Here is an 18,445-nt window from a genome sequence, read left to right as displayed (position 1 = left end):
GTGGACCTCGCGTACGGCAGGCGCGCACGCGTCATCCGCCGCTGAACATGCTGCCCGGGCGGATCCGCATCCATATACCCAGCGCGGCAGGGATCCCGGAGAATTTGCGGACCCGTTCGAGAGCACCGGCGTCGGAGCACGGCGCGAAGGCCCAGGCTGCCTTCTGCGTGCCAAAGCGGAACGCTACCGACTTGCCGGCCTCGACGTCGATATTCCTCTGGCGCGGCGCGACCACGACGGTGCGCGAGACATTGCGGGCTGGACGCGCTCGCCCGGCAAGGGCCCTTGAGGCAAAGCGGATGATGGCAGGGGCGCGTCGGCGGCGCTGACCTCGGCGGGTACTGCGGCCAAGGCCAGGGTGCCGGCCAGCCCGAAGGCGGCCAGACCATTGCGGAACGGTGTCGTCATGCAGGTCTCCGGTCAGGATGCATGCGGGGATCGCATGCCGGAAACCGGCGCAGCGAGCGGTCGGCCACGGCAGCATGACCGCGCGATGACAGTCTCGTCAGGGGGACGCGGGGAGCAGGCGATCGCTCTGCGCGCAGCCTCAAGGCTGAATGATCAGCTCACCACTGCGCCCGGGGATGCTGCCCCAGCTCACGGGCAGCTGCGGCAGGGTGCTGCGGTCGAGATGGCGGTAGTAGGTGGCCATCGACACCAGCTCGTGCCCTTGCGCCCGCCAGCCCTGCAGCAGGCGCATGAAGACCGGCGCGAGCTTGCCGCCTTCCAGTTCGGTGTGCAGCGTGAAAACATGATCGCGGCCATCCGCGCTCAGTTTCAGCACGGCTTCGTGCACATTGTCCTCGGTCAGGCCGTCGACACCGATCAGTTCATCCAGGGTCGGCAGTGTGGTCGGCATCTGCACGTGGCGGCAGGGCCGGCCGCCCACGGTCGGGATGTAGGGCGAGACGCCGCGGCCGTCCGAAGCATAGGCCATGCCCCAGTCGTCGATCTGCAGGAAGGCCTCGTCGTTCATCTGCCAGCCGGCCGCGCCATGCGTCGGCGGCGCTTCGCCGAAGATGTCGACAAAGCGGTCGAAGGCGCTCTGCATCTGCCGGCGCGTCCAGGCTGCGTCGCGGCCGCGCACATTGTCCTGCCAGTAGACGTGGTCCCAGGTGTGGATGCCGCACTCGTGGCCGGCCGCCTGCGCGGCGCGCATCTGGGCGGCGCCGCGCCGGCCGATGTCCGGGCCGGGCAGCAGCACGCCGTACATCAGCGTGCGCAGCCCGTAGTTGGACACCACCGAGGTGCGCGAGACCTTCTTCAGGAAACCGGGACGGAACACGCGCCGCAGCGCCCAGCCGGTGTGGTCGGGGCCGAGGCTGTAGAGGAAGGTGGCTTCGGCACGCACCTTCTCCAGCATGTTCAGCAGGGCCGGCACCCCCTCGCGCGTGCCGCGCAGGGTGTCGACGTCCACCTTCAGGGCAATGCGTGCCATCGGCGCCGTACTCAGGAAGCCGAGTCGACCAGGGTGCGCGCTTCCACCACCTTGCCACGGTAGGCTTCGAAGATGCGGCGCAGCGCCTGTTCCATGTTGAACTCGGGCTTCCAGCCCAGCTCGGTCATGGTGTTGTCGATCTTCGGCACGCGGTGCTGCACGTCCTGGTAGCCCTTGCCGTAGAAGTCGCCGGACGAGGTCTCGATGATCTGCGTCTTCTTGGCTTCCTCGGCGTACTCGGGGTAGTCGCCGGCCATCTTCAGCATCATCTCGGCCAGCTCGCGCACCGAGTGGATATTGCCCGGGTTGCCGATGTTGTAGATCTTGCCGCTGGCCACGCCGTTCGGGTTCTCGATGATGCGCATCAGCGCGCTGATGCCGTCGGCGATGTCGGCGAAGGCGCGCTTCTGCTCGCCGCCGTCGACCAGCTTGATCGGTTCGCCGCGCACGATGTGGCCCAGGAACTGGGTCACCACGCGCGAGGAGCCTTCCTTCGATTCGAAGATCGAGTCGAGGCCGGCGCCGATCCAGTTGAAGGGGCGGAACAGCGTGTAGTTCAGGCCCTGTTCCATGCCGTAGGCGTGGATCACGCGGTCCATCAGCTGCTTGGAGCAGGCGTAGATCCAGCGCGGCTTGTTGATCGGGCCGTACACCAGCGAGGAGGACTCGGGATCGAATTCGCCGTCGGTGCACATGCCGTAGACCTCGGAGGTCGACGGAAACACGAGGTGCTTGCCGTACTTGACGGCGGCGCGCACGATCGGCAGGTTGGCCTCGAAGTCGAGTTCGAACACGCGCAGCGGCTGGCGCACGTAGGTGGCCGGGGTGGCGATGGCCACCAGGGGCAGCACCACGTCGCACTTGCGGATGTTGTACTCGATCCACTCCTTGTTGATGGTGATGTCACCTTCGAAGAAGTGCATGCGCGGGTGCTCGACGAGATCACCGAGGCGGTCGGACGACATGTCCATGCCGTAGACTTCCCACGACGTGGTTTCGAGAATGCGACGCGTCAGGTGATGGCCGATGAAGCCGTTGACGCCAAGAATCAGGACCTTTTTCATCGGTTTTCCTCTTTGGTCGATGCGGTGAGAAGGGATGCGAATGCCGCCGGTGCCAGCGTGGCGCCGTCGGACTGGAGTTCATGGACGAGGACCAGGCCACCATCGCCGCACAGGCCGACGATACTGTCCTGCACCACGTGCAGACCCGGCGCGCCGCCTTGCAGGGCGGCTGCCAGCGATGCCTGGCGGGCGGGAGCGGGGCGGCGCGCCTGCGCCACCACGAAACGCCTGCCGCCGAGATCGGTGAACGCGCCCGGGTAGGGCGGCGCCACCGCGCGGATCAGGTTGTAGACGGCCGCGGCCGGCTGGGACCAGTCGATGCGGCCATCCTCGGGCTTGCGCCCGGAGAAATAGCTGCCTTGCTCGAGCCGGTTGGGATGCTGCGGCGTGCGTCCGGCCAGCATCTCGGGCAGCACGCCCCAGAGCGTCTGCTCGGCGGCCACCGTCACCTTGTCGAAGACCTGGGCGGCGGTGTCGTCCGGGAGGATGGGCACCGCGGTCTGGCCGACGATGTAGCCGGCATCCGGCTTGGCTTCCATCGCGTGCAGCGTGGCCCCGGTCTCGTTTTCGCCGTGCAGCACCGCCCAGTTCACCGGCACGCGGCCGCGGTACTTGGGCAGCAGCGAGCCGTGCATGTTGAAGGCGCCGCGCGGCGCCAGCGACAGCACCGCCTGCGGGATCATGGCGCGGTAGTAGAACGAGAAGATCATGTCCGGACGCGCGGCCGCGACGGCCTCGGCCAGCGCAGGGTCGGCCGGATCCTCGCCATAGATGCAGGGCAGGCCCAGCTCGGCCGCGGTGTCTGCCACGCGGCGGAACCAGATGTTCTCGTCGGCGCGGTCGCGATGCGTGACGACCAGCGCCACCTCGACGCCGCGCGCGTGCAGCACGCGCAGGCAGCGGTCGCCGACGTTGTGGTAGGCGAAGACTACTGCGCGCACGGTGCCTCCGTACTGGCGGGCCTGGCGGCGCCTTCCGGGCCGGCCTCGAGCACGGCCTGGATGCGGAAGCGCGGGCGGTTGCGCACTTCCTGGTAGATGCGGCCGATGTACTCGCCCAGCAGGCCGATGCCGAACAGCATGATGCCGACCAGGAAGAAGTTGAAGGCCAGCAGGGTGAAGACACCCTGGACTTCCGCGCCGAACAGGAAGCGACGTGCCAGCAGCAGGACCACCAGGCCGGCGGAGGCGATCGACAGCAGCGTGCCGATGGCCGAGAACCACTGCAGCGGCACGATCGAGAAGCCGGTTACCAGGTCGAAGTTGAGCCGGATCAGCTGGAACAGCGAGTACTTCGACTCGCCGGCATGGCGCTGCTCGTGCTCGACCACGATCTCGATCGGGTTGGCCGAGAAGGTGTAGGCCAGCGCCGGGATGAAGGTGTTGACCTCGCGGCAGGCGTTGACGGTGTCGACGATGTTGCGGTCGTAGGCACGCAGCATGCAGCCCTGGTCCGTCATCTTGATGCGGGTGATGCGCTCGCGCAGGCGGTTCATCGCCTTGGAGGCGATGCGGCGGAAGGCCGAGTCGTTGCGCTCGCGGCGGATGGTGCCCACGTAGTCGTGGCCCTCGCGCATCGAGGCGACCAGGCGCGGGATCTCTTCCGGCGGATTCTGCAGGTCGGCGTCGAGGGTGACGACGATCTTGCCGCGCGAATGCTCGAAGCCGGCCAGGATCGCCATATGCTGGCCGAAATTGCCGTTGAACAGCACCACGCGCGTCACGTCCGGGCGGCGGTGGAACTGCGCGGCCAGCAACTGCGGCGAGCGGTCGCGGCTGCCGTCGTTGACGAAGATGATCTCGTACGATTCGCCGAGTCCGTCGAGCACCGGGTAGAGGCGGTCGAACAGGGCCTGCAGGCCGTCTTCCTCGTTGTAGACGGGGATGATGACCGAGACCTCCACGGGGCTCATTTGAAGAGGCGTTTGCATGTTTTGCTTAGGGTTGCGCAGACACGTTCCACGTCGGCATCCCGCATGGCGGGGAACATCGGCAGCGTCACGATGCCGCGGCCGATGCGCTCGGCGTGCGGCAGCATGCCCTCGCGCCAGCCGAGGGAACGGTAGTAAGAAAACAGGTGGACCGGCGGATAGTGCACGCCGGTACCGACGCCTTGCTCGCGCATCGCTTCCATCACCGCGGCGCGCGCGCCCAGCGGATGCTCGCCGGCGAAGCGCTCGACGGGCAGCACCACCTGGAACATATGCCAGTTGGTGGTGGCCTCGTGCGGGTCGAGCGGCAAGGGCAGGCCGATGCCCAGATCCCGCAGGCCGGCGGCCTCCGCGCAGCGGAAATAGGTCTCGGCGAGCGCCGCCCGGCGCGCCGTGATGGCATCCAGGTGCGCCAGCTGCGCCAGGCCGATGGCCGCATTGACGTCGGTCAGGTTGAACTTGCCGCCCGGCTCCTCGACGTCCATGCCGTCCATGCCGGTGCGGATCACGCCTTGCAGGCGCAGGCGCTCGGCGCGCAGGGCTTCCTCGGGTGAATTCATCACCAGGCAGCCGCCTTCGACGCAGGTGATGTTCTTGTTGGCCTGGAAGCTGAAGCTGGCCAGGTCGCCGAAGGCGCCGATGCGCTGGCCGCGCCAGCGCGAGTCGATGGCCTGGGCGGCATCCTCGATCACGCGCAGCTGATGGCGCGCGGCGATGGCGTAGAGCCGTTCCATGTCGACCGGCAGGCCCGACAGGTAGACCGGCATGATGGCGCGGGTACGCGGCGTGATGGCGGCTTCGACGGCATCGAGGTCGATGTTGCGGGTGCGCGGGTCGATGTCGACGAACACCGGACGGGCACCGACGGTCAGCACCACGTTGGCCGTCGCCACCCAGGTGATCGGCGTGGTGATCACTTCGTCGCCCGGGCCGATGTCGGCGATGCGCAGCGCGATCTCCATGGTTGCCGAACCATTGGCGAAGGTGCGCACCGGACGGCCGCCGAACAGGGCCGACAGGGCTTCCTCGAAGGCCTGCATCTTGGGGCCTGAGGTGATCCAGCCGGACGCCAGCACCTTGCCGACCTCGGCAATGGCGGCTTCATCGATACTCGGCCGCACGAAGGGCAGGAAAGCCTCGGCGGGAGAAACGGATGCGGACATGGGCGCGGGCTCCTAGGAACGGGCAATCAGAAAAACGCCAGCCAGTATCAACAGGATGCCGGCGACGCGCAAGGGACCGATCATCTCGCCGAACAGCCACCAGGCTGCCAGCGCGTTGACCACATAGCCGAGCGACAGCATGGGGTAGGCGATCGACACGTCGACGCGCGACAGGCCGACGATCCACACCCCCACGCTGACGACGTACAGGGTCAGGCCGGCCAGCACCGGCCATTGCGTCAGCACGCGCAGGGCGGTGGCGAAGAGCGTGGCGCGATCCAGCGTGATCGCACCGACGGCGTTGACGCCGGCCTTGAGCAGCAGTTGCGCGCAGGCGTTGAGCAGCACGCCGGTAAAGATGAAGGCAAAGGTAGAAAGGCTCATGCGGCACTCATTGCGGGGCGGAAGCGGCCGGTTCGACGGAGGCGGCCGGCGCAGCCTGCGCCTGGCCCGGCGGCGCGAAGTTCGACACCACCACGCGGCGCGTATCCTGAGCGATCTTGTACATCGTCACATGGCGCTGGCGCAGGTGTTCATAGGTATCGGCACCCATGATCGCCATCGCATGCTGGCCGTCCTGCCACTTGGCGACGAAGCCATCCAGCGTCGGCACCCATTTCTGGGGTTCCTGCTTGGTGCCGAAGTCGAGTTCGTCCGGCGCTTCCACCATGACCAGAGTGTGCTGCAGGTAGAACGGCAGGGTGTGATCAAGCATGCGCACGCCGTAGAGCGGCATGTCGTCGGTCAGCACCGCCTTGATGGCGGGCACCATATCGGCGCCGGACGACTTGCGGCCCATCACCTCGTGGCCGAGCAGGGCAATGGTGAAGCCGCAGAACATGGCGACGGAGTAGGTCACGACGCTGGCGAAGACGCCACGGCGGCGCAGCACGCGATAGCTGAGCCAGATGCCGGCGAGCAGGGCGACGAAGGCGGCGCCGACCCAGACCGCGAAAGGACGGTAGAGGGCATTCGGCGTGTTGTCCGAGTTGAGGGTAGCCACGTAGGGGCTGGCGGCGAGGCCGATCGCGCAGATCACCGCCATCGCCAGCATCTGGCGCCGCCAGGAGCGCTCGGTGATGTGCTCCAGCGCCGACCCGGCCAGGATGCCCAGGGCCGGGAAGATCGGCACGATATAGCCGGGCAGCTTGGAGTCCGAGAGGCTGAAGAAGACGAAGATGGCAATGGCCCAGATAGCCGTCAGCAACGCGGGGCGGAACGGCCGCGCGCCGGAGCGGAGCGCCTGGCCTTCACCTCGGACCACCTGCCACATGCGCGGGAACAGGCCGAGCCAGGGCAGGAAACCGGCGATCAACAGGGGCACGAAGTAATACACGGGGCCGCTGCGCGAGTGCACCTTGGACGTATAGCGCTGCCAGTGCTCATGAATGAAGAAGAACTGCGGGAATTCCGGGTTGCGCTCGGAAACCAGCCAGAACCAGGGCACCGTGACCACCAGCATCAGCGCGATGCCCGAAAACAGGTGGATACGCCGCCACAAGGCGAAATCGCGGGAGATCAGTGTATAGAGCACCAGCACCAGGCCGGGCAGGGCGATGCCCACCAGGCCCTTGGTCAGGATGGCCACACCCATGGCCAGCCAGCAGGCCCACATCCAGCCCCGCCGCGCGGCCGGGCTGGCATCCGGATGCTGTGCCAGCAGCATGAAGGCCAGCACGCAGGCCATGGCACCCGACAAGGTCATGTCGAGCGAATTGAAGTGTGCCGCCACGCTCCACATCGGCGCGGCGACCAGCACCAGGCCGGTCAGCAGGCCGGCTCGCGCGCCGAACCAGCGGGTGGACGCCATCATCGAGGCCACCAGGCCGATCATGCCCGACAAGGCCACGCACAGCCGTGCCTGCCAGTCACCGAGGCCGAACAGCGTGTAGGTCAGCGCCGTGACCCACATATGGAAAGGCGGCTTCTCGAAATACTTCAGGTCGTTGTAGCGGATCGTCACCCAGTCGCCACTGGCGAACATTTCGCGCGCGATCTCGGCATATCGTCCCTCGTCGGAGCGCAGCAGGTGGCGCGCATCGAGCGTGCCGAACCAGACCAGCAGAATGAACAGGCTTACCAGCGCGATAGCAGCGACAGGTAACCCGGCATAGCGCGAGGTCGATGAACTACGCATAAATCTCCTGAAGAGAAACTGGCTTGATGGTCGTCCGGCGCTGCATGGGGCCACGCCTCTCCGGCGCTAGGCGGGCCGGGCGATCCTTCCGGGCGGCCACGGGGCCGGACGGAAGAGAGGCTCAACGCATTCGCATCGGATCCGGTAGACATCGGATCCGCGGATTGCGTCGAGTAGCGGCAAAAAGGTGATTCATGCAGCACTTATACCGCGCGCAACAATGCTGCCTGAGGCGCGCGGCGCGCAATGGTAGCACGACCGTCGCCCCCCTCCCGGCGGAACGCCTGCCGAGGCGGCTTTCCCGCCGGGATCAGGCCGCCAGGGGTTTTCCGTGCAGGTGGTCGTGATGCGCGCGCCGCAGCCGGAATGCGACGCCAATGAGCAGTATGCCGCACACAGTGGCCCAGCTTGCAATCATCCACAGGACGGCGAGTGCGCCTGCAACGGGATTCCACAGCAGCAGGAAGGCGAGCGCGATGCTGGCCAGCCCGGCCAGGATCATCCACCACTCGTTCGGGATCTCCTTGCGCAGGCGGACCGCGGCAACGATCTGCAGCACCCCGGTGGCCAGGGTCCAGGCAGCGATGTACAGCAGCAGGGACAGCGCCGTGACGGCTGGATTGAACAAGGTGAGCGCGCCGATGCCGAGGCCGAGCACCCCTTGCAACGCGAGGATCCAGCGGTCGCTGCCGTCGCGCTCCTTGCCCGAGATGGCCATGGCCAGGGCGACCACCCCGTCGGCGGCGGCGTAGGCACCGAAGATCAGTATCAGCACGGCCAGCGTCGCGATCGGCGCGAAAAAGGCGCACAGGCCGAACAGCACTGCGAAAATACCTCGCAGCGCCACGACCCACCACAGTTTCGCGTAGTACAGAAGCATAGAATCTCCCAGGGATGCGGGCGGGCCTGACGGGATGGTCACGGGATGCTCGACGAGACAAGCCGCCCGAAACGCGTTACTTTCCCTCTGCGACCGCCTGGTGGAACACAACGAATACAACGAACACAACGGCGCGCCGATGCCGGCAGGTGGACGACGTGATGGATGCGGATGGTCGTTTCATTCTAGACAGGATTCATGTGAAGAAGAAGTCGCTACATGGCTTGCCGCTGGCGCTGGCCTGGCTTTATCTCTGGGCATTCGCGCCGGCCTCGGCGCAAGCGCTGGACGGCCGCGGCGCGCAGGCGGCGGCGGGCGGCGCCGGCGAGGCTCCTGCCATCACCGTGCCGTCGGCCCGGGCGGTGCTATGCGATGCCCCCTGGTTCCGCTCGGGGGCACGCGTGCAGATGGAGGGCGATGGCGCGATGCCGATGTCGATCACGATGACACTGCGCGATACCGACCAGACGCCGCAAGGCTGCCGCGCGGTGCTCGAGGTCATGTCGAAATCCGCGCTGTCGGCGCTGATGGGCCCGCCGGTAGTGATGGACCAGGTGCACGAGGTCTCGATCGACCGTCATCCGAACGAGACCGCGCCGGACGCAGCCAGCGAAATCGAGAGCCAGCACGCCGTGATCAACGCGCGGGGACGCTATGCGCGCATGTTCGGCGAGGCCGCCTTCAAGGGCAAAGGCGTGTTCAGTTACGCCGGCATGGACATTCGCGAAGGCACCACGCTGGCAGGCGAGACCTTCGAATCGAGCGTGGCGCTCGATATCTCGCCGGCGGGGTCCGACGAGGTGGTCGGCAGCATGCGCGCGCTGCATGCCTCGATCATCGTGGGGTCGCGCCGCGTGGGCAAGCGGCAGGTGATCGATACCGTGCTCGGCCGCAAGAGCTGCCTGCCGATCACCTATGACAAACGCACTTCGCTCGGACCGCTGATGGTCGGCGACGAGGTCATCCAGGTCGAACCGACCGTGATGCATATCACCGACTGGTACTGCCCCACCGAAGCCTTCGTGCTGCGCACGGATATCCGCCAGCTGGATCAGTTGCAGCGCATCGACGTAACGTCGATGACGCTCGATTCCGGCGACAACTGACGCCTTCCGCCCCTCCATCCGAGCGTCTATCCGAGCGCCTATCCGAGCGCCTATCCGGGACATCCCTCCCCACCGCAGTGGGGAGAAACTCCCTGCCACGGCTGTCGTTAGCCAGAGGCATAAAGCCATGCGGCGCACATGCACGCCGCATGCGTACGCCACTCTCACGGCGTCATCTCCGTACGAGCGGAACGGGACACGCAGCGGCCCGATGCGCGATCGACGCATCGCGGACTCCCATTGTCTGACCGATCCGTATAACAACGCCCCCCAAGCGGAAGGAGTGACCGTGAAATTGTCCAGCCTCACCATCAAGACCAAGCTGCTGCTCGGATTCGGCACGCTGGCCGCCATCGCTATCGTGATCTGCGCGATGTCGCTGCGGGCCTTGAGCCAGACCACCGAAGCCTTTTCAGCCTATATCCATGGCCTGGACGCGCGCGCGGAGATGGCCGTCAAGGTACGTACCGCGGTCGACCGGCGCGCCATCGCCGCCCGCAACCTGGTCCTGGTCACCCAGCAGGCCGATCTGGACATCGAGAAGGCCGATGTCGCGCAGGCACATGAGGATGTGAAGAACAACCTTCGCCGGCTGAAGGAAATGGCGCTGTCGGCGCCCGCGGGGGCGCAGGAACTGGTCGCCGAGATCGACCGGGTGGAAACACGCTACGGCCCGGTTGCGCTGGACATCGTCAGCCTGGCGCTGGCCAAGCGCAATGACGAAGCGATCGCCAAGATGAACAATGAATGCCGGCCCCTGCTGGCTGCGCTGGTCAAGGCAACCGAAGCCTATGCCGCCTTCACGCGCACGCGCCAGGAAGAGACCATCCGCCAGATGGAAGCGGACTACGCCTTGCAGCGGCAGTTGCTGATCGGCATCTCGATCGCCGCGGTCGCGTTGGCCGTGATCGGTGGCCTCTTGCTGACGCGCGCCATCACGCGCCCGATCGAGCGCGCAGTGGATGCCGCGCGCGCGGTGGCGCAGGGCGAACTGGGGCAACGCATCGACGTCGAAAGCGATGACGAGACCGGCCGCCTGCTCCGTGCGCTGCGGGACATGACCGCGCGCCTGGCGCAGATCGTCAATGGCGTGCGCGACAGCAGCGGCCGTATCACCGGGGCCACGGGCGAGATCGCGGCAGGCAACGTCGACCTCAGCGCGCGCACGGAGCAGCAGGCGGCATCGCTGGAGGAGACCGCCGCCAGCATCGAGGAATTGACAGTCACCGTGCGCCAGAACAGTGAGAATGCGCGCGAGGCCAGCACCTTGGCACACGACGCTGCGGACGTCGCGCAGAAGGGCAGCACCGCCGTCGGCCGCGTTGTCGATACCATGCAGCAGATCAGCGCCAGTTCCGAGAAGATCGCGGAGATTACGGGCATCATCGAGGGCATTGCGTTCCAGACCAATATCCTGGCACTCAATGCCGCGGTAGAGGCGGCGCGCGCGGGCGAGCAGGGGCGCGGCTTCGCCGTGGTCGCCAGCGAGGTGCGCAGCCTGGCGCAGCGTTCATCGAGCGCCGCCAAGGAAATCAAGGAATTGATCTCGGTGTCCGTGCAGCAGGTCCATGCCGGTTCCACTCTGGCCGGAGAGGCCGGGGAAACCATGGGAGTGGTGACGCAGGCGGTGGCGCGCGTCAACCGCATCATCGAGGAGATCGCCCAGGCATCCGGAGAACAGAGCCGGGGCATCGAGCAGGTCAACCAGGCCATCAGCCAGATCGACCACGTCACCCAGCAGAACGCCACATTGGTCAGTGAGGCGGCTTCGGCCTCGCGGGCCATGGAGGAGGAGGCCCGCCGCCTGAAGGAGGCAGTCGCCTTCTTCCGCCTGCCTGTCGCCCGGTCCGGCGGCAGGCTTGCCCCGGCGGAGCATGGCAGCCCATTGGGGGACCACCCGGACTACGCCGCGGCCTGAACGGCAACACGAAAAAAGCCCGCGTCAGCGGGCTTCTTTCTTCCGGCTGCACCGGCCTTTGCAGGAAAGGCCGGACGCGAGTGCTCAGCTCGCTGCAGCAGCGGATGCGGCTTTCTTCGACTTCTTGCTCTTCTTGCTCTTGTGGCTCTTCTTGGCCGCCGGCGCCGAGGCGTCGCTAGCCGCGAGGTCGGCACGGGTGCTCTTGTTCGCGCCCTGGCTGTAGGGGTCGAACTTGTCGCCGGCCTTGGCACCCTGGCTGTAGGGATCGAACTTCTCGCCAGCCTTGGCACCCTGGCTGTAGGGGTCGAACTGCTTACCGCTGTTCTGAGCGAAGGCTACCAGCGACGCAGTACCGAGCGTGAGAGCGACGGCCGTTGCGACAACTTTATTCATGATATCTCCTGGAAAATGCCGCCCCTCCGGCGGTCGATCGAATACGCGGCGCCTTGCCAGCCCTTTTCCGGAGCCGGCGGGCGCCGCTTGAAAGCAGTTTCGCTAACATTTCGCCTGGCTGTCAACTTTCTTGTCAGCCAGGGGCGGCGCCGACGCAACGGTCGTCGCTGGCGCCTCATTGTCTTGTCTTGCGCACAAGGACGCGCCAGCGCCACGCCGGCGCCTTACTCGGTGACGGCGTCCGACGGATGCTTCCAGGCAGCCCGGACCTGGTCGGAGGGGACCAGTGCCAGGTTCACGCCACGCGCTCCGATCGCCTCCTGGAACCAGCGCTTCTGCAGCGCCGCGATATCCGGGCCGGCAAACATCTTGGCCAGCGTCTGGTCGACCAGTTGCTTCCAGGCAGGATCGGCCTTGGACATCATCAGGGCGTTCTGCTCCACGGACAGGGCCGGACCGACGATCACGTACTGCGAAGGGTCCTTGGCACGGGCGCGCAGGCCGGCCAGCAGCACGTCGTCCATCACGAAGGCCTGGGCACGGCCGGATTCGAGCAGCAGGAAGGACTCGCCGTGGTCCTTGGCATAGACGTCGCGATAGCCGTACTCAGCCTTCAGGCGGCGCACGTGGCGGTCGCCGGTGGAGCCGGCACTGGTCACCACGGTCTTGCCGCGCAGGTCGGCGAAGGAGTGGATGCCGGAATCGGCGCGCACCAGCAGACGCACCGTCGATACATAGTGGGACACGCTGAAGGCAACCTGCTTCTGGCGCTCCAGGGTATTGGTGTTCGGTGCGCAGTCGAGATCGACCAGGCCGTTGACGACGGCGGGCACCCGGTTCTGCGGCGTCAGCGGCAGCCAGCGCACCTTGAGTTCAGGCAGGCCCAGCTTCTGCTTGGCGGCTTCCGCCACGCGCAGGCACAGGTCGACAGCGTAGCCGGCGGGCTGGCCCTTGTCGTCGGCAAAGGAGAACGGCAGCGCCGATTCGCGGTAGCCGAGCGTGATCGTGCCGGTATCGCGGATCTTCTGCAGCACGGGGCTCTGAGCCTGGGCCGGCATGGCAAAAGCGGCGGCCACGGTGGCCAGGGAGGCGAAGGCGCCAAGGCGGCGGAACATGGCGGCGCGTACGGGAACGGCGAAGAACGACATGGGAAGAAGCGGTAAAAGTGCGAAGACTACCGGCCGGAGCGGCGGCGGACAAACATTACTTCGTCATAAGCTAATGCCGCCCGGCAGCGCGAACGCCGTGATTAGGCTGGAAAAAGGCCAAGGAAAGGAGCGATTTCGCCCGCGACACCGCGCGGGGAAGCGGTCGATCCAGGCGAAAAAAAAGCCACGGCAACGAGGGCCGTGGCTATCGGGAACGACAGGGGGGTCAAGTCCTGTCGTGATTGATTGTGCTTGCACCGCAACTTATGGACCACCCCACGGGTGGGTGGAGCGTCATTCTGGTGCGGGCAGGTATCCTGGCAAGACGCACGCGGCTGCCGGACGCCTGCCATCAGGCGGCGGCAGGGATGGCCTGGCCAGGAAAATCCACCGCAGGAACCGGTGCGCCGAGCAGGTAGCCCTGCAGCGTGTCGCAACCGAGCCGGGTCAGGAAGTCCTGCTGGGCGGTGGTTTCGACCCCTTCTGCGACGATCTTCAGGTTCAGGGTCTGACCCAGCGCGATGATGGCCGAGACGATCGCGGCGTCTTCCCCATCCTGCGCCAGTTCGCGCACGAAACCGCGGTCGATCTTGAGCTCGCTGGCGGGGATCCGCTTGAGGTAGAGCAGGCTGGAATAGCCGGTGCCGAAATCGTCGATGGCGATGCGCACGCCCATTTCGTCAAGCCGCTGGAGAATGGCCAGGCTGGTCTCGACATCGCGCATCGCCGTGGATTCCGTGATCTCGATGGTCAGGCACTGCGGCGCCAGTCCGTGGCGTTCGATGGCCGCCCGCACCGTGCCCACCAGCGCCGGATGGCAGAACTGGGTGGCGCTCAGGTTGACGGCCATGGTCAGCTGCGCCCGCCCCTCGGCATGCCAGCGCGCCAGCTGGGCGCAGGCCTCGTCCAGCACCCAGGTGCCGATCGGCAGGATCAGGCCCGTCTTCTCGGCCAGGGCGAGAAACTGGTCGGGCGACAGCAGCCCGCGGCGCGGGTGGCGCCAGCGCAACAGCGCCTCGGCACCGCAGACGGTGTTGTCGGGCGCCTGGAACTTGGGCTGGTAGTGCAGTTCCAGTTCGTGGCGTTCGAGAGCCATGCGCAGGTCCTGCGCCAGCTCGAGGCGCGCCTGGGCGTCGGCATTCATCGAATGGGTGAAGAAGCAGCAGGTGTCACGTCCGGAGGCCTTGGCGTGATACATCGCGGCATCGGCGTTGCGCAGCAGCGTGCGCTGGTCGGTGCCATTGTCCGGATAGAGGGCAATACCGATGCTGGCCGAAATATGCAGCGCGTGTCCCGACACCGTGATGGCATCGCGCAGGCTGCCGAGAATGCGGGCGGCCAGCGCGCCGGCATCCTCCGGCGCATCCGACTGGCTCACCAGCACGATCTCGTCGCCGCCCAGCCGCCCGACGATGTCGCCCGCGCCCGCGCTGGCACGGATGCGCCCGGCCGCCTCGGCCAGCACCTGGTCGCCGATCTGGTGGCCGAAGGAGTCGTTGATGGCCTTGAAGCCGTCCAGGTCGATGAAGAGGATGGCAAGCCGGCTGCGGGTGCGCGCGGCGGAGCGCAGTGCCTGCTCGAAGCGGTCCTCAAGCAGGGCGCGGTTGGGCAGCTTGGTGAGCTTGTCATGCAGGGCGAGATAGCTCAACTCCTCGTTGGCGGCGGCCAGCGATGCGGCCAGCACCGCGGTACGCATCTCCATGCGCAGGTCGAGGATGGAGGTCAGAAGCGCCATGGTGAGCACGCAGATGGTGATCACCAGGATGGGCAGCGCCAGCGCCTCGCCCGCCAGGCCATCGGTGGCAGCCCCGCAGATGGTGCCCAGCGGGAAACGCGCAGCCGCCATGCCGGTGTAATGCATGGCGGCGATGGCCAGGCCCATCAGCACGGCCGCGCCGACGCGCAGGCGATGGGTATGGCGGCCCTGATGGCGCAGCCGGAAGGCGATCCACAAGGCGGCGCCGCAGGCGGCCACGGCAATGACGAGGGAGAGCGCGAACCACCAAGGTTCATAGTCGATACCCGGCCGCATGCGCATGGCAGCCATGCCGGTATAGTGCATGCCCGCCACCGCGCCGCCCATCAGCAGCGCCCCGAGCGCGAGCCTGCTCGGCGGCAGCGAGGGCAGCGTCACCAGGCGCAGGGCGAAGCCGGATGCGCCGATCGCGATCAGCAGTGAGAGCAGCGTGATGGGCAGATCGTAGCCCAGGCGGATCGGCAGGCGGAACGCCAGCATGCCGACGAAGTGCATCGACCAGATGCCCAGTCCCATCACCACGGCGCCGGCCAGCAGCCACATCTGCGCGGCGCGCCCGCGCGCCGCCGTCAGCCGGCCGGCCAGGTCGAGCGCGGTATACGAGGCCAGCATGGCCACCAGCACGGAGAACAGGACAAGCAGTTGATCGTAGCTGGAGGCAAGCATGGACGGCGGCGAGACAGGGCGCGGGATCGCGTGTTCGGGTTCGGCGGGTGCCTGGAGCCCGTCGGCTCAGCACACCAGGCAGGCGCCGGGCGGCTTGCCGCCGGGCGATGCGGCCGCCATTGTGACACCGAATGCCGCAGGCGGGTCGGCAGCGCTGGCCGGCCGTTGCGCGCCAGCCTCAGCCCGCGGCGGCGCCGGCCGCGGGCGACCAGCCGCCGCCCAGGGCACGGTAGAGCTGGACTGTGGCGAGCGCCTGTCCGGTCTGCGCCTGCAACAGTTCGTCCTCGCGCTGCAGGGCGCCGAGGCGGGCTGAGAGCACGTCCTCGAACGTGCGACGCCCGGCCTCGTAGAGCCGCCGGGACTGGTCGGCGTTGCGCCTGGCGATGGCAAGGGTGCCGCCGAGGCGGGCTTCGCGCTGGTCGAGGCCGCTGCGCACGCCATAGGCGCTGTCGACCTCCTCCAGGGTGCGCAGCACGGTCTTGTCGTGTTCCGCGAGGGCCGCCTGCAAGCGGGCGTCGTTGGCGGCGATGGTGGAGCGGATGCGGCCGGCGTTGAACAGCGGCAGGTCCACCCCGACGCCGAGCAGTCCGCCAGTCCCGCTGAGCGCGGGCAGGCCGTCGATGCGGATGCGTCCGTCCAGCCCGACGAAGCTGAGGTAGAAGCGCGGCAGCAGTTCGGCCTTGGCGCTGCCCAGGCGGGCGGCCTGCGCACGGACGAGGGCGGCGCTTGCGCGCACGTCCGGTCGCCGATCTAACACAGACGAAGGCAACTCGCCGGCAGGAACGGGCGGGACATGGAAGGGCCCCGGCTCGCCCAGCGCAGGCGCCGCCTGCGCCGCCTGCCCCTCCAGCACCGCCAGGCGGCGCTGGCGCACCTCGATCTGGCTTTGCAGCACCGGCCGCTCCGCCTCGCGCGCCGAAACCTGCTCGCGCACCCGCTCCAGGTCGTAGCCCAGTGCCTGCCCGGCACGGAAGCGCGCCTGGACATAGCGCTCCAGTTCACCCAGCGTCGCCAGGCTGCGGTCTAGCAGGGCCAGGCGCCTTTGCAGCCCCTGCGCTTCGAGGTAGTTCTGAGCCACGTCGGCGGCAATGGCCAGCTGCACGCCGTGCAGTTGCTCTTCGGCGGCCAGGGCCATGCCGGCGGCGGCCTCGGCATCGCTGGCGCGGCGCCCGAACACGTCCACCTCCCAGGCGGCGCTGACACCGCCGGCATAGGCCTCGAGGTCGGGCGAGCGGTCCGGCACCGGCGACGGGCTGCGCAGGTCGCCGAAGCCACGTGCCGCACCGGCCTGTGCCGCCAGCGTGGGATAGCGGGCCGAATCGGCCACGGCGGCCCAGGCACGGGCCTCCAGCACCCGCGCGCGGGCCACGCGCAGGTCGGTGTTGGCACGCAGCGCGGCTTCGACGTGACGCGTGAGTTCAGGGTCGTGCCAATCCTGCCACCAGCGTGCCAGGTCGGCCTGGCTGCCGCCGGCCTGCGGCACCTGTTGGAAGGCCGCAGGCGCGGCCGGCGCGGCCGGCATGTCCACCTGGACGGTGCTGCAGGCGGCCATCAGGCAGGCGGCGGCGGCCGCCAGCAGCGCGGCACCGGGTTCCGGCCGGGCGGCGGCACCTGCCGCGAATCTTGCCTTGGTCTGCTTCACTAGCTTGCTCCGAATGGATTCCGTAGGTTCGGTGGGTTCGGTGGGTTCGGTGAGGGCGGCGGCCGTTGCCGGCCTCAGCCCTGCTGCGCCAGCATGGCGCGGAAGCGCGCCAGCGCCAGCGCCAGGAAGAGCCCGCCGGCGGCGGTGACCCCGAGCAGCTGCGGCCACACGATGTCGATCCCCGCGCCGCGGAACAGGATGGCCTGGGTCAGGGTGACGAACTGCGTGGTAGGCAGGAACTGCACCACCGGCTGCATCGCTGCCGGCATGCTCTGCACCGGTGTGGCCGCGCCCGACAGCAGGTAGGCCACCGCGTAGGTCGGCACCGCCAGCAGGCCGAACTGCGGCATGGCCGGCGCCAGCGTGGCCAGCCACATGCCCAGCGCAGTCACCGAGAACAGGTAGAGCGCCGTGCTGAGGGCGAACAAGGCCAGCGAGCCTTGCAGCGGCACCCGCAGCCAGAGATTCACCACCAGCCACAGCGACAGCAGCGAGACCAGGAAGATCACCGAGCCGTTGGCGATGATCTTGGCCGCCGCGATCTCGCTGGCGCGCACCGGCATCACCAGCAGGTGCTCGATGGTGCCGTGCTCGCGCTCGCGGATCACCGCCGCGCCCACCAGGATGATGGAGAGCACGGTGATATTGACCACGATCTGCATCGTCGAGGTGAACCAGTACGATTCCGTGTTGGGGTTGAACTGGACACGCATCACCGCCACCGCGGGCAGCTGCGCCTGCAGGTTCCGCGCGCGCAGGAAGGCCAGGGTCTCGCCGGTCAGGATTTCCTGCAGGTAGGCCGCGCCCAGTCCGGCCTGGGTCATGGCGGTGGCGTCGACCAGCACCTGCAGCGACGGCGATCGCCCCGCCAGCACGTTGGCTTCGAAGTCCGGCGGGATCTCGATGGCGAAGATATAGCGGCCGCGGTCCAGTTCGGCGTCGATGGCGCGCCGGTCCACGTCGACCGGCGGCTTGAAGTAGGGCGGCTGGATGGCGTCGCGCAGGTGGCGCGACAAGGCCGACTGGTCACCATCGACGATGGCGACCGAGGCGTTCGAGACCTCCGCCTTGATCCCCTTGGCCACCGAGACCACCGCCAGCGTGAAGGCGAACACGATCAGGATCATCAGCGTGGCATCGCTGAACAGGCTGAAGATCTCCTTGCGGCTGAGGCGGGCGACGTTCTTGAGCCACTGGCGCACGG

General features: G+C 67.6%; 16 protein-coding genes. 2 read left to right on the top strand and 14 right to left on the bottom strand.

Annotated features, from left to right (window positions below):
• Positions 1 to 31 precede the first annotated feature (31 nt).
• The 9 genes from BKK80_RS38030 to BKK80_RS27530 form a co-directional block, all read right to left on the bottom strand.
• On the bottom strand, positions 32 to 484 hold the full coding sequence (locus BKK80_RS38030; protein WP_157903355.1) for a CzcE family metal-binding protein: 453 nt from the start codon (positions 482 to 484) through the stop codon (positions 32 to 34).
• Positions 485 to 547: 63 nt separating this feature from the next.
• Positions 548 to 1,438, bottom strand: coding sequence for a polysaccharide deacetylase family protein (locus BKK80_RS27565; protein WP_071020001.1), 891 nt, complete (start codon positions 1,436 to 1,438; stop codon positions 548 to 550).
• Positions 1,439 to 1,449: 11 nt separating this feature from the next.
• Positions 1,450 to 2,502, bottom strand: coding sequence for a bifunctional UDP-4-keto-pentose/UDP-xylose synthase (locus BKK80_RS27560; protein ID WP_071020002.1), 1,053 nt, complete (start codon positions 2,500 to 2,502; stop codon positions 1,450 to 1,452).
• Positions 2,499 to 3,443, bottom strand: coding sequence for a formyltransferase (locus BKK80_RS27555; RefSeq protein WP_071020005.1), 945 nt, complete (start codon positions 3,441 to 3,443; stop codon positions 2,499 to 2,501). The genes BKK80_RS27560 and BKK80_RS27555 overlap by 4 nt, the downstream gene beginning before the upstream one ends.
• Positions 3,431 to 4,432, bottom strand: a complete 1,002-nt coding sequence (locus tag BKK80_RS27550; protein ID WP_071020008.1) for a glycosyltransferase — start codon at positions 4,430 to 4,432, stop codon at positions 3,431 to 3,433. The genes BKK80_RS27555 and BKK80_RS27550 overlap by 13 nt, the downstream gene beginning before the upstream one ends.
• The gene (locus tag BKK80_RS27545) at positions 4,411 to 5,595 is read right to left on the bottom strand and encodes a DegT/DnrJ/EryC1/StrS family aminotransferase (protein ID WP_071072093.1); all 1,185 of its coding nucleotides are present in this window, start codon (positions 5,593 to 5,595) and stop codon (positions 4,411 to 4,413) included. The genes BKK80_RS27550 and BKK80_RS27545 overlap by 22 nt, the downstream gene beginning before the upstream one ends.
• 12 nt (positions 5,596 to 5,607) lie before the next feature.
• Positions 5,608 to 5,979 (bottom strand): DMT family transporter, encoded by a 372-nt coding sequence (locus tag BKK80_RS27540; RefSeq protein ID WP_071020013.1) that lies wholly within the window; start codon positions 5,977 to 5,979, stop codon positions 5,608 to 5,610.
• Positions 5,980 to 5,986: 7 nt separating this feature from the next.
• Positions 5,987 to 7,732, bottom strand: a complete 1,746-nt coding sequence (locus BKK80_RS27535; protein ID WP_071020016.1) for a glycosyltransferase family 39 protein — start codon at positions 7,730 to 7,732, stop codon at positions 5,987 to 5,989.
• 310 nt (positions 7,733 to 8,042) lie between these two features.
• Positions 8,043 to 8,612, bottom strand: coding sequence for an HdeD family acid-resistance protein (locus BKK80_RS27530; RefSeq protein ID WP_071020017.1), 570 nt, complete (start codon positions 8,610 to 8,612; stop codon positions 8,043 to 8,045).
• A 200-nt stretch (positions 8,613 to 8,812) separates the two neighbouring features.
• On the opposite strand from BKK80_RS27530, the gene BKK80_RS27525 reads away from it, so the two are divergent.
• Together BKK80_RS27525 and BKK80_RS27520 are read left to right on the top strand one after the other, a co-directional pair.
• On the top strand, positions 8,813 to 9,718 hold the full coding sequence (locus BKK80_RS27525) for a hypothetical protein (protein ID WP_418235901.1): 906 nt from the start codon (positions 8,813 to 8,815) through the stop codon (positions 9,716 to 9,718).
• Between the two features lie 289 nt (positions 9,719 to 10,007).
• A complete protein-coding gene (locus tag BKK80_RS27520; protein ID WP_071039994.1) occupies positions 10,008 to 11,636 on the top strand; it encodes a methyl-accepting chemotaxis protein in 1,629 nt (542 codons plus the stop codon).
• 84 nt (positions 11,637 to 11,720) lie between these two features.
• Here BKK80_RS27520 and BKK80_RS27515 read toward each other — a convergent pair whose 3' ends face one another.
• The 5 genes from BKK80_RS27515 to BKK80_RS27495 form a co-directional block, all read right to left on the bottom strand.
• Entirely contained in the window at positions 11,721 to 12,029 is a 309-nt protein-coding gene (locus BKK80_RS27515; protein WP_071020022.1) for an amino acid ABC transporter permease, read from the bottom strand.
• 224 nt (positions 12,030 to 12,253) lie between these two features.
• Entirely contained in the window at positions 12,254 to 13,177 is a 924-nt protein-coding gene (locus BKK80_RS27510; protein ID WP_071072091.1) for an amino acid ABC transporter substrate-binding protein, read from the bottom strand.
• A 352-nt stretch (positions 13,178 to 13,529) separates the two neighbouring features.
• Positions 13,530 to 15,599 carry a putative bifunctional diguanylate cyclase/phosphodiesterase gene (locus BKK80_RS27505; protein ID WP_071020027.1) on the bottom strand — a complete coding sequence of 690 codons (2,070 nt, stop codon included), beginning with the start codon at positions 15,597 to 15,599 and terminating at the stop codon, positions 13,530 to 13,532.
• Between the two features lie 178 nt (positions 15,600 to 15,777).
• Complete coding sequence (locus tag BKK80_RS27500) at positions 15,778 to 17,241, bottom strand: TolC family protein (protein ID WP_236903800.1); 1,464 nt, start codon at positions 17,239 to 17,241, stop codon at positions 15,778 to 15,780.
• Positions 17,242 to 17,315: 74 nt separating this feature from the next.
• Positions 17,316 to 18,443 carry an ABC transporter permease gene (locus BKK80_RS27495; RefSeq protein WP_071020029.1) on the bottom strand — a complete coding sequence of 376 codons (1,128 nt, stop codon included), beginning with the start codon at positions 18,441 to 18,443 and terminating at the stop codon, positions 17,316 to 17,318.
• Between the last annotated feature and the right edge of the window lie 2 nt (positions 18,444 to 18,445).

Source organism: Cupriavidus malaysiensis, assembly GCF_001854325.1.
Classification (GTDB): domain Bacteria; phylum Pseudomonadota; class Gammaproteobacteria; order Burkholderiales; family Burkholderiaceae; genus Cupriavidus; species Cupriavidus malaysiensis.
The sequence above is the reverse complement of the archived record's forward strand: the minus strand, read 5'-3'. Positions and strand labels throughout refer to the sequence as shown.

What these genes read in the sequence shown, in the direction of transcription:
- BKK80_RS38030 (WP_157903355.1), bottom strand. Translation starts at nt 484, where the DNA reads ATGCTGCCGTGGCCGACCGCTCGCTGCGCCGGTTTCCGGCATGCGATC.
- BKK80_RS27565 (WP_071020001.1), bottom strand. Translation starts at nt 1,438, where the DNA reads ATGGCACGCATTGCCCTGAAGGTGGACGTCGACACCCTGCGCGGCACG.
- BKK80_RS27560 (WP_071020002.1), bottom strand. Translation starts at nt 2,502, where the DNA reads ATGAAAAAGGTCCTGATTCTTGGCGTCAACGGCTTCATCGGCCATCAC.
- BKK80_RS27550 (WP_071020008.1), bottom strand. Translation starts at nt 4,432, where the DNA reads ATGCAAACGCCTCTTCAAATGAGCCCCGTGGAGGTCTCGGTCATCATC.
- BKK80_RS27545 (WP_071072093.1), bottom strand. Translation starts at nt 5,595, where the DNA reads ATGTCCGCATCCGTTTCTCCCGCCGAGGCTTTCCTGCCCTTCGTGCGG.
- BKK80_RS27540 (WP_071020013.1), bottom strand. Translation starts at nt 5,979, where the DNA reads ATGAGCCTTTCTACCTTTGCCTTCATCTTTACCGGCGTGCTGCTCAAC.
- BKK80_RS27535 (WP_071020016.1), bottom strand. Translation starts at nt 7,732, where the DNA reads ATGCGTAGTTCATCGACCTCGCGCTATGCCGGGTTACCTGTCGCTGCT.
- BKK80_RS27530 (WP_071020017.1), bottom strand. Translation starts at nt 8,612, where the DNA reads ATGCTTCTGTACTACGCGAAACTGTGGTGGGTCGTGGCGCTGCGAGGT.
- BKK80_RS27515 (WP_071020022.1), bottom strand. Translation starts at nt 12,029, where the DNA reads ATGAATAAAGTTGTCGCAACGGCCGTCGCTCTCACGCTCGGTACTGCG.
- BKK80_RS27510 (WP_071072091.1), bottom strand. Translation starts at nt 13,177, where the DNA reads ATGTCGTTCTTCGCCGTTCCCGTACGCGCCGCCATGTTCCGCCGCCTT.
- BKK80_RS27505 (WP_071020027.1), bottom strand. Translation starts at nt 15,599, where the DNA reads ATGCTTGCCTCCAGCTACGATCAACTGCTTGTCCTGTTCTCCGTGCTG.